This is a genomic window from Haloferax sp. AS1, from assembly GCF_014530665.1.
GTDB lineage: Archaea > Halobacteriota > Halobacteria > Halobacteriales > Haloferacaceae > Haloferax > Haloferax volcanii.
In genome coordinates this window covers 447,470-458,153 of sequence record NZ_SPSA01000003.1, presented here as the reverse complement: position 1 = coordinate 458,153, position 10,684 = coordinate 447,470, and the positions used below count along the sequence as shown (strand labels likewise).

Genomic DNA, 10,684 nt, shown 5'->3' with positions numbered 1-10,684 from the left:
GAGCAGGTCTGCGAGCATCTTGACCAACTAACTCAACGACCTGCTCGTTCCTCAAACTGGCTTAACTAGACAGTGCCATCCCTCCAATAGACCAACGAGCAGGAAATTTCTCATTTGAGAGTTCTTCTTTGACTTCACAGGTACACTCTTTCGCAGTTTCAAATCCAATGTTCTTAACGTGCACTCTAACACAAATTCCGTTGTTGAATACTTGCGCTTCTTCATTGTCATAATCGAATACCACGTTAGGGAAATCAACAACGTGGATATCTGAAACGACGACATATGGTGATTTCATCTCATTCCAAATTTCAAATATTACGACAGGCGAAACTGCAATCAATGTTGTAATTAGAAATATTGATTATCACCCACCGGTTGATAATGGAGGATGCACGCACCAATTCCAACTAATAATAGTATGACAGCACCGAGTTTTGTGAATTGGATGAGTTTATGTCGGTTGAGTGCCATTTTGTTCAACTGTTAGTTATGTTGACTGTCTGGGAATATCAAAGTTTAGTTAGCGTGGTCTGTTGTCCAACTACACATATTTCCAATCTAGTGGATATATGTTCTACTACCTCGTAGAATCGAGTATGCCCGACGAACCCCGGAACGACCCTCGCGCTTCGATGACCCGAGGTGAGCGAATCCGTGCCGCTGCTCGGACGCTCCGAACGCCTCGAACTGCGTCGTGGGTCGCGAACGAGACAGAAGTCTCCGTCAAGACCGCCCAGAAGTACCTCGACCAACTCGTCGAGGACAACGTCCTCCGGAAGATAGAGCAGGGCGACCAGACCCTCTACTGCGTCGACCAACTCATGGCGACCTACCGCGAGGTCGCGTCACTCCAGCGAGAACACAGCCGCGAGGAGTTGACGAGTGCTCTCGACTCGATGCGCAGCAAGATCACAGACTGGAAGCAGTCGTACGATGTCGAGACACCTGGCGAACTTCGAGCGAGTATCGCAGACCTCGACGACGCCGACGAAGTCGAGACGCGGCGAGAAGTTGCCAGCGAGTGGGAGCATCTCTCCGACCGCATCCCAGTCGTTCGAGCGGCGCTCAACGAGTACGACTGGGCGACTAAACGAGACTCCATCTCCGCGTGACCAAATGGGGTTATCAGGAACTATCGACAGTTCGGTCTACGAAGGGCTAAAGGACGTTTTGCAGCGGCACCCCGCGGTCACGTCGGTGGCCTACGAACCGGACAGCATCGTCAAGAAGTTCATCCAAGCAGAGATTGACCCCAACCGAGTCGTGCCGACGACTGGGCCAGAGGCTCCAACGCTCGACGTCGAGTGGCGGTTCGTCGGAGACGAGTCGCAGTTTCGGGTACATTACGCAGACCCGAATACAGGGTTCAATTGTGGGTGGCATCGTGACGACGACCATCCCGAACTCGGGGCAGTTCACTTCCAGTACTATCTGCCAGATGAAGGAGAGTCCAAACACGAGGCAGTTCAGTTCGAGAAGCAGATTCCGACGGAGATTCTGTGGGCGATTTTAGATAGGTTGTTTCAGGAACGGCTTCCGGAACTCGCGATGGAATAGGGAGAGTTGGCTCTGTTGTAACCCTCTTGCAGTCTTGCGATTTGCTAAGAAGCTAGTTCCGCATCGGGTCTGCGGAATCCGGTGGGAAGAGTGGCTCTCCTCAATGTCAACACTGAAGGATTTCAACAGGGACTTTTAAATGGATGGTTGTCCCCTTCATCTAAATATAATGATGACTATCGTGAACTGGTACAATTTATCTCCAGTAACGTATCTCCGAAGCACAATATTCATATCTCGTATGTCGGATAATCAGGACGAACTGCCATGAGTGATGATGACAACCTGTTGGATCCTGCTGATTTAGCCCCTTGGGGCCTGATTGCTGCCTTCACAGTTGCCGTAATTTACATTCTTTTCGGGGCCGCCTACACGATGTTTGACACACAAGCAATCTCTGCAGTAAGTGCCTTTGGTGCTGGAGTCTCAGCGATGGTGTCTGTTTTTCTTGTGGTGATATATCTAAAACAAACTGAAATTCTCGGAAAGCATGCTCAAATAATGGAAACACAATCTGATCTAATGGAGCTCCAATATGTTCCAAAAATCAACACAACTGGGGACCCCTCATTTAACGAAGACACTGTGAAACTCTCTGTGGAAAATATGGGGTCAGGAACCGCAACGGAACTACAACTACTAACACGTATTGAGTTCGAGGGGTCTTCAGACTATGACTCTCCACTAACTGGAACTGTTGATTTAGTCAGTACTAGCGGTGCAGGACACGGTAAACAATCTTTAGATGGCAATGACACGGGAGAGTTCGAAGCTGATGCGTGTTTTGATATTGTTAGTCTTAGTGGGAGTGAACGATCTCGCAGGTTCAGTAATATCATCGCAAATCTTGCTGGAGAGGTGGAAAGGATTCGTGTATCAATGTATATTGATGTTGCAGGCCAAGCTGGCAATCCCAACTCAACCTCAATTCTCTCCGAAGAGGCATTTTATACCTCTTTAGAGGGCCTAGACGATTTCACTCTCGAAGAATGCTATCGGGTTTCCACCCCAGCATAGATTTATCATCGTCCTACTGACTCTTTGATAATACATGAGTAAAAGTAAGTCAGGAGATGCAACATCTCCAATCGCGCTTGATTTCTATGTCATAGAACGGATGGATAAGCGTTTTCGAGGGGATAGTCAGTGGGAGGTCGGTAAAATTTCACGTCAACTAACCCAACAAGATTGGGCTGTCGCATACTATAATTACCCATTTCGACCTGCAAGAAATGAATTTGACAATTCTCCTGATATTGTCCTTCTACATGCCGACATTGGGCTAGTTGTGATTACCTGCCGAGGATATGGAATCGATGAAATCGGCCGTGTGACTAACGAAGACTGGGAAATTAACGACGAATACGACCGCCCAGTCCCCGAGGTTCAGGAACAACTCGCTCACGTTCAGTCCCAGCTCACCGGGGTTGCTGATCTCATGAACTTCCCTCAGCATGGTGCACTCATCGGTGTTGTCGCTTTACCAGAGATTACTCGTGAAGAATGGGACAACTCTAATTATCCTGATCTGAATGTAGAGATCCTCTTTGAGGAAGATCTCAAAAACGGCCCCTTCAAAGAAGCCCTGCTAGATGCTGCAGGTAATGTCTCCATCCCTGATCAGATGTTTAAGAAAGCTCGGAAGCGAATGAACCAAGGAGACCTTCTTTCTGCGGAGCGTGACCCGATTCGAGAGGAGCAACTCTCGCACACACGCTCATCTCAATATCGTGCGGCTGCTCGAGGTTTTGAGCTTCACGAACAAGATAAGGTGCAAGAACAGATTGGCCTCCACATACCCCCCGGCCCTCAGCAGATACGTGGAGTTGCGGGTTCTGGCAAAACCACAATCATGGCGAAAAAAGCTGCAGTAATGCATTACAAGCGAGAAGACTGGAAGATTGCCTTCACCTTCAATACACGTAGCCTATACCAAACAATCGGCAAAACGATTACAGAGTTCTACCGAGACTTTTCGAATGGTGAAGATCCTGGACCTAATCTTGAGATACTTCACGCTTGGGGTAAAAACCCGGATTTTACTGCAGAAAATGAACAGGCTCGAGGGCTCTATCGTGAGATTGCGATGGAGATGAATGTCAAACCATATAGGATAACGCATGAATCTCTCGGGTTTCCCTCTCTCAATAGCCACTGTGCAGATTTGATAAACTCAAATAAGGACATCCCAGAGTTGTATGATGCGATTCTGATCGATGAAGCACAAGATTTCGGACCTGCGTTCTACCGGATGTGTTATGAAGCCCTCCGTGAACCTAAGAGATTGATATGGGCATATGACGAGGCTCAAACACTAAATAAGCTATCGGCACCCAGTCCGAAGTTGATTTTTGGAGAGGATGATGCGAAAAATCGCTCAGTTGATCTTAGTGGCTTCTACGAAGGCCCGGTAAGGAAGAGCTTCGTGATGCGACAATCATATCGAACTCCTCGTGACATCCTTATGGCTGCGCATGCACTTGGTATGGGGCTCTATCGCGATGAGGGAGTTGTCCACACACTCACTGATAAGACTGATTGGGACTCAATCGGGTATACCGTTCAAGATGGGTGTTCGTTCGCAGAGACAGGTAGTGAAATTCGAATATCTCGGAATCGAGAGTTGTCGCCGCATCCTCTCCAAAGCCGAGTTGATCCTGGTGAGCTACTAACATATAGTTTCCATGATGACCTCTCGGACGAGGCCCAAACGATTGCCGAGAATGTCATCCGAGATATTGTTGATGAAGACTTGGATCCAACACAGATCATGGTCGTGTGTGTTGGACCGAAGGACTATGCTGACTCTTCAATCGGTCCAGCAAGGAATGTTCGAGCGAAGCGGATTGTAAACGCAATTAACACACACGCAGATCAGAAATTGAATAATGACTCTCTTGCACGGATAGCAACTGAGGGGAGTCGAGACGAGTTCTGGAAAGAGGGCCACGTTACCGTAGCAGGTACCGACCGTGCCAAGGGTAATGAAGCAGCATCAGTTTATGTTGCTGGTGCTGAACAAATTGCATTTTCGAATTGGGAGGAGGCACATAGTGAAAGTGGCCTCACATGGCGGGAGAATTATGTCCAGGTTCGAAACGAGGCTTTTGTTGCGCTGACTCGCTCAGAAGGGTGGTGTCATATCTGTGGAATCGGAGACATTTCCTCACCATTTCTTAAGGAAATTGTCAAGGTTGACGATGTAATTTCCCAAGAAAATCCCGTGTTCGTCTTCGACGCACCAAGTCCGAAAGAAATGACGGGAGAAATCACAATTGATGAGACGGTGCCAAAGTATGAGGTTCACCAAGGAGACCTCACTGAGTACTTCGATTAGTATTTACTGAATACTGCCAGATTTATTCTTGGTGTAGATATACACATTTAAGGGTGTGTTTGCTTTCAGATTTATACCACCGGTCCAACAACAACGTGCCGATGTTTCAGACGCGGAGCTTTACTTCGTCCATCATCCTCAAACTCGAAGATATCCAAGCGGCTGAGCTTCTGTAGGTCACGGCTGACGACTCCTTTGTCGACTCCCAACTCCGTGGCAAGTTGCCGAACTGACTGTGGTTGATGGGTCTTGAGGAAACCACTCGTCTATAGGGAGAGAAGTAACACCGGAGTTGGGGGAATTTGTTTCCCCTTGTTGATTCAATAGAGCATGAGACGTCTATCTACTATTATCCCCCGTGAGTCCCGTAAGATAGACTGTCTGATGATGGGTAACGGTTTAGTTTGGCCAACGAGTCACTCTTGATAAGGAATCCCCTTCGATATGGCCAAAATTGATGAAATCAACGAGGAGACGGACTTAGCCTTTCTCCTGTTCAACTACGCCGATGAGGTTGAAGGAATCACCCGACTCCAGAAACTCTTGTTTCTCCTCCAGGAGGAGACAGAGTTCAAAGATGTCTACGAGAACGTAGAAATCGAGTTCAAGCCGTACAAGTACGGTCCGTTCTCTGAACAAATCTACGACGAATTAGAACTCTTGATCAGCATGGGGGCAATCAGGGAGGTAGAAGCCGAAAGAGCCGATCACCTTCGTGATGAGAACGACACACGAGGCCACTCGAACAAACGCTTTGTCCTGACCGACCGAGGGAGAACAATCGCAAAGGAGGTCAATCGCCAACTGGAGGACGATCTTGAGGGCCAGTTTGCAGAGGTAATCAGCGAGCACGTCGATATGGACCTTGAGGACTTGCTCCGATACGTCTACCAGCAGTACGAGGAGTACACGACCGAATCAGAGATCAAAGACGAAATCATGGGTCAGTAGATGTATTGGCCCGAGAAGTATCAGCTGGGGTTCGTTAGAGAGTATCTCCAAAATAACGAGATTGAGTTCGTTACTGAACCATATCTGTTCTCTATTCCGATTGACGTACTCGGCGTTCGTGATGGCGAGGTTTTCGCTGTAGAGCTCAAAACGAAGGATTTCAGGAAAGGAATCGCTCAAGCAGAGCGAAATTGCTCCTTCGTCGATTACTCATATCTCTGTGTGTGGGAGGAAAGAGTCACTGAAGATCTAATTTCTCGGATTGAAGAGAAGGAAATCGGTCTACTCGCTGTTGGCAATCGTGTGAAATGTTTATCACCCCCGAATAAAAACCAGCCCAGTAAGCATGCGAAGGTCCGGGTCAGGGAAGAGGTCATAGATGATGTTCGAGAACACACTCCGCTACAACAGCAATGGCGAGACGACCGTCATCAAGGAAACCGCCGAGTACGTTGATTCACTGCTGATCCCGGCCCACTTCGTTATTGACGACCCGAGGAAAATAGCCGGACTTATCGATAACCTGGATCGCAAGTACGACCTAAACTTCTACGTCGATCCACGTCTTCCGACCTACCGGATTGGAGACAACTTCCGAGACGAAGTTGGCGACCTTAGGGAGTGGGACCAGTTCCTTGTCAACTACTACGGAAAGCCCGTTTCCAGCATCCTTCTCCGAAAGGGAAACCTAACAGTCAGCGATTTGGATTCGGAGGAACTCAGAAAGGTGATTCACCGACAATGTGACCTACAGGTAGACCTGATAACTGACTCTGGCCAATCGAAGTTAGAGAGATACGGCGTTGGGGCTGACAGCCTCAAGCCAAAGGCGGTAATCCCCTGGTACGTCAAAATCGAGTCCCCTGACGATCTTGAGTCAAACCGTAGAATCATCGAGATAGCCAAGGACTATTGCGACCTACCGATCAAGCCATGTTTATTCGTCACCAACGAGTTCCTCTCGGATAGCTCGACTCGTAATTTGCTGCTTGAATTAGTCTCCGACATTGGCGTAGATGAGGTCTTCCTGTGGCCAGCGTCACTTGAAAAGCGGGAGCGTGGGGTGATGCACTACGCTGCGGTCGCCGAAACCATCTACGAAATTTCCCAGCAAGATATTGATCCTCACTTACTTTACGGGAGCTACTTAGAACACGCCCTAGCCTATTTAGGGAATACTGGGAGTGGATTCGGTCCAGGATATCAGGAATCCAGAGACGAGAAGCTGGAAAATGCTGATGGTGGAGGAGGTGGAGGACTAAATCGGTATTACTACCGCCCAACGAAGACGTTCCTCAACTTCCAAGAGACAGAGACATTGGGTGAGAAATTCGGTGAACCACTATGTGATTGCTCGATCTGTGATAGTCTTCTCTCTGGATGGCAGGATATTTACAAATTCGATGGCGACCGGAATACTCAAAGCCACCACTACGTTGCATCTCGTGCGATGCAGTCGGAAGAACTGAAGGATAATGGTCTTCAGGACGTTTTGCACGATCTTGGAGAGAGCCATAGCAAATACCGAGATTCCCTCGGCGACTCAGACACTGCTGCTCAGCCTTACCATTTGAACATGTGGAAGGCAGGAATCAAGCACTTCGTCGAACGCGTCCTTGACGAGGAGGTGGCTAGTTTCGAAACGCTTCCCAAATGACGTTCGGAACAATCACTCCTCGTCGTTGAAATGAATCTCGATATCCCCGTCTTCGATTTCCTCCGAAATGTCGTCCTCGAATTGTTTGAGAAATTGATCGAGTGTCGCCTGGTCGATCTCGAATTCATTCGAACGTATGAGAGCACTCATTTCATCTCTAGTTAGCCCCTCGCCACTCTCCAGCTTCAGCATCAGCTCCTCGAAATCAGGCTCGGAGTAGTCAATGTGGATAGATACAGAAACGTTCTCAACAACTTTTCCGTGCTTTTCTTCTGCTGATCGAACCCCGGCTTCTACGACTTCCTCAAAGTCCCAATCTAAATCGCTGATCCCGAGATACAAAAACGCGATAGCGTTTTCAATTCCTTTAACAAAGCGGGTCTTTTTGATGAACTCTTCGAAGTCGCTTAGTGAAGTTTCTCCGCCTGAATCCTGCTGTGGTGCGTTCGAACGAAACACTTGCTCTCGGTCTTTTTGAGAGAGGTTGGAGAGAATGACACTGAAGTCCAAGATCGAGTCTTTGATTCGCTTCCTAATTCTGTATCGCGCGTCAATCTCAGATTGTTCGCTACTGTATTCTTTCTCACCACGTAGGTACGTCCTGTCATCTGGAGTCAATATTCCCCTATCTCTATCCTCTGGTTCCGCGCCTAACGGGCTCCCACTCATAGTCTGTTCTGGACTATATTCTCCATTCCAATAGTCCTTTCCCAGATATTCACCCCGGTGAGCGGCAAAATGCTTTTTACCCTGTGGGAAATTGTTCTAGCTGCGAGATACACCGGCCGCAGAAGTTCGGTCGGGCCGACCCGTGTACGCCCATCACAAGTCTGCCAGGACACGGTTGGGCACCGGGTCATCTCGCACGCACAAGCCCGACGGGCAACAGCCGAGACTGCTGCCTACACCTGCTTTTGGGGTGGGTGGAGTCTTGAATGTTGTCACCGCCGGGGAGGTAAGTCAATGAGTACGACACTCACTACTCCCGACGACCTGACCGAGAAGCGAACTAAGCTGCTCAAGATCATTGCGGACGATCTGGGTCAGAAAGAGTTCGCTCGTAGCCAGCTAAACGCCCACCTCTACTACAACGACGTGGGTAAACACCTCGAAGAAGACGACGGAGAAGAGGAAGCTACCATCCAGACGACGACTGGGCTCCTCAACAACATCGCCGAGGAAGACGGTTACCTCGAAAAGACTCAACAGGGCGGTACGAACAGTTTCGTCCTGGACACCGAAGCCGACGAGGAGGCGGGGGATCGCGTTACTGCGGTCACCCCGAGCGAAATCGCCGATATCGTCGCCCAAGTCGCGGACCGTCACGGAGTCGCGATGAACCTTCCGGAGGACCGCTACATCGAGTGGGGCTTCGTCTGCGACCAAGTCAACAGCGCGGTGGGCCATCGAGTCCTCCGAGTCGCATCCAACCCCAACGAGTACTGCCTCACTTCGAAGGGTCTCCAGCTGGTAGAGGACGAACTGCTCTAGCGGAGTCCTCAGAGCCCTTCGAAAATCAACAGGCTCGCCACCAATATCCTCATTTTTACAAAGTTGACCCCAAGCTGTATTACTAGATAGGGCTCTGGTGAATCGCCATACAGCGGTTGATTTGGCTATGTTGCGGCACGCTTGATATTGTGAACGACACATTTCAAAACGAGTTCACGAAATTCACGGTACCACGTTCGCGCTCGCACGGCGTCGCCGTGCGTGCGCTTGATCGACGAGAAGACAGTCTCACACATCGATCTCTGGCGGTATCGAGGCCCATCGACTCGCGCGTTATGCGCGTGGTCGATGGGCCGGAAGATACGATGTTTAATCAGCGGTCTCACGCCTTCCTCGCGTAGTTTTTCGCGTAACTGCATCCAGTCGTAGCCTTTGTCAGCGGCGAGGCTGTGCAGGTCGCCTGCGTTGCGGGAGGCGACCTGCCAGCCGAGTTGTGTGTCGTGGGTTTTCTCGGTCGTACAATGAACGTCGAGAACAGCTTGCGTTTGCGTATCGACGAGAGCCGTCGCTTTGAGTGTCTGAACGTGGTAATTCGTGCGGCGGCAGTAGTGCTTGCTAGCGTTTTCGCGGTCAAAAGAGGTGGCATCGATGGCGGCGTGACCCGAGGGGTCGTGCAGCTGCGCCGACAGGCGCAGCAGCACTCGCCAGGCCTTCATCTGAAACCTATCAAATGCCTTAACTAGTGTCGAGTGATCAGGGAGATCGCCCTCTTCGAGGCCGATCTCGGCGAGAATATGCGGCATTTCGCTCAGCAGATCCAGTGCGTTGCGGTACGACTCATCGAGGTAAATCCGCAGACAGTGCAGCGATACGAGAGCGTAGTCGGCGAAGCCGCCACCCCCTGCGGGGGCGGCGACTTCGCCTCGGTCACCAACAACATTTTTAGCCAACGTGACCGCCTTCTTCGTGAAGCGGGAGATTTTCGACATAGAGCATCGACGGTTTCCCGCTTCATCTTCCAAATTCTACCGGTCGAAACCGACGCCGTCTAGTGATTCACCAGAGCCGAGTAGTTCCTTTTCGGTGTCAATACCGAAGAGTTTCAACAGAGTCAGATTGGTATCTCTGTTGAAATTTTCTGAACCTGACAGAAAGTGCGTGTGGAATATAGAAGGTGTATTTAGCAATCGGAGCCACTTATTTCATACTGGGTGAGTCAAACGCCCCGATTAGAAGAGCGTGTGAATCAATCACACTGAAAAGACCGCGTTATACAACCAGAATCACGGACGGTCATTTGCAGAGCGAAGGTGTGAGGACATTCCAGTACAGTTCTCAACACAATATCGATTGTTTACAGGGCTTCAATATGCTATAAGTACGTATATTGCCGAGAGCGTCCCTACACTGAGTAAAACCCGATATACAACGTCAGTTCTTCGATTATTCTGGATTAGCCCACTGACAGCATAACCAAGCACAATGGCAATTACAGATAGAAGAAGTTGCCAGTTCGGGATCATGACATTAAGAATCTCCCACGTGTTGCAGCTACAAGCCTGTTTGCACTCCGACACCCCACCGAACACAGTCCACTCGTCGGTCACCACACCACCGGACAGCGGCGTGTACTCGACACGATAGCTGTCAGCCGCGTCGTCGACGACGATTCGAACAGCGATACCACGATCAGGAAACGACTCACTCAGGAGTACCATTGGGCACAA

10 protein-coding genes are annotated in these 10,684 nt (G+C 49.7%); 7 read left to right on the top strand and 3 right to left on the bottom strand.

The window, feature by feature from the left end; all coding sequences use genetic code 11:
- Window positions 1-599: 599 nt before the first annotated feature.
- From E4P24_RS18925 to E4P24_RS18900, 6 genes are all read left to right on the top strand, one after another.
- Window positions 600-1,115, top strand: a complete 516-nt coding sequence (locus E4P24_RS18925) for a hypothetical protein (protein WP_188149047.1) — start codon at window positions 600-602, stop codon at window positions 1,113-1,115.
- Between the two features lie 85 nt (window positions 1,116-1,200).
- Window positions 1,201-1,560 carry a hypothetical protein gene (locus E4P24_RS18920; protein WP_345776382.1) on the top strand — a complete coding sequence of 120 codons (360 nt, stop codon included), beginning with the start codon at window positions 1,201-1,203 and terminating at the stop codon, window positions 1,558-1,560.
- 267 nt (window positions 1,561-1,827) lie between these two features.
- Window positions 1,828-2,577, top strand: a complete 750-nt coding sequence (locus tag E4P24_RS18915; protein ID WP_188149045.1) for a hypothetical protein — start codon at window positions 1,828-1,830, stop codon at window positions 2,575-2,577.
- Between the two features lie 34 nt (window positions 2,578-2,611).
- Entirely contained in the window at window positions 2,612-4,897 is a 2,286-nt protein-coding gene (locus E4P24_RS18910; RefSeq protein WP_188149044.1) for a DEAD/DEAH box helicase, read from the top strand.
- Window positions 4,898-5,341: 444 nt separating this feature from the next.
- A complete protein-coding gene (locus tag E4P24_RS18905; RefSeq protein ID WP_188149043.1) occupies window positions 5,342-5,848 on the top strand; it encodes a type II toxin-antitoxin system antitoxin SocA domain-containing protein in 507 nt (168 codons plus the stop codon).
- 379 nt (window positions 5,849-6,227) lie between these two features.
- Window positions 6,228-7,505 carry a hypothetical protein gene (locus E4P24_RS18900; RefSeq protein ID WP_188149042.1) on the top strand — a complete coding sequence of 426 codons (1,278 nt, stop codon included), beginning with the start codon at window positions 6,228-6,230 and terminating at the stop codon, window positions 7,503-7,505.
- A 12-nt stretch (window positions 7,506-7,517) separates the two neighbouring features.
- Here E4P24_RS18900 and E4P24_RS18895 read toward each other — a convergent pair whose 3' ends face one another.
- Window positions 7,518-8,174 carry a hypothetical protein gene (locus E4P24_RS18895; protein WP_188149041.1) on the bottom strand — a complete coding sequence of 219 codons (657 nt, stop codon included), beginning with the start codon at window positions 8,172-8,174 and terminating at the stop codon, window positions 7,518-7,520.
- 294 nt (window positions 8,175-8,468) lie between these two features.
- Between E4P24_RS18895 and E4P24_RS18890 the strand changes: the two genes are divergently transcribed.
- A complete protein-coding gene (locus tag E4P24_RS18890; protein ID WP_188149040.1) occupies window positions 8,469-8,996 on the top strand; it encodes a hypothetical protein in 528 nt (175 codons plus the stop codon).
- A gap of 125 nt (window positions 8,997-9,121) precedes the next feature.
- Here E4P24_RS18890 and E4P24_RS18885 read toward each other — a convergent pair whose 3' ends face one another.
- Entirely contained in the window at window positions 9,122-9,946 is an 825-nt protein-coding gene (locus E4P24_RS18885) for an IS5-like element ISHvo1 family transposase (RefSeq protein WP_188149039.1), read from the bottom strand.
- Between the two features lie 375 nt (window positions 9,947-10,321).
- Window positions 10,322-10,675: a hypothetical protein gene (locus tag E4P24_RS18880; protein ID WP_188149059.1), complete on the bottom strand. Its 354-nt coding sequence runs from the start codon at window positions 10,673-10,675 to the stop codon at window positions 10,322-10,324.
- Between the last annotated feature and the right edge of the window lie 9 nt (window positions 10,676-10,684).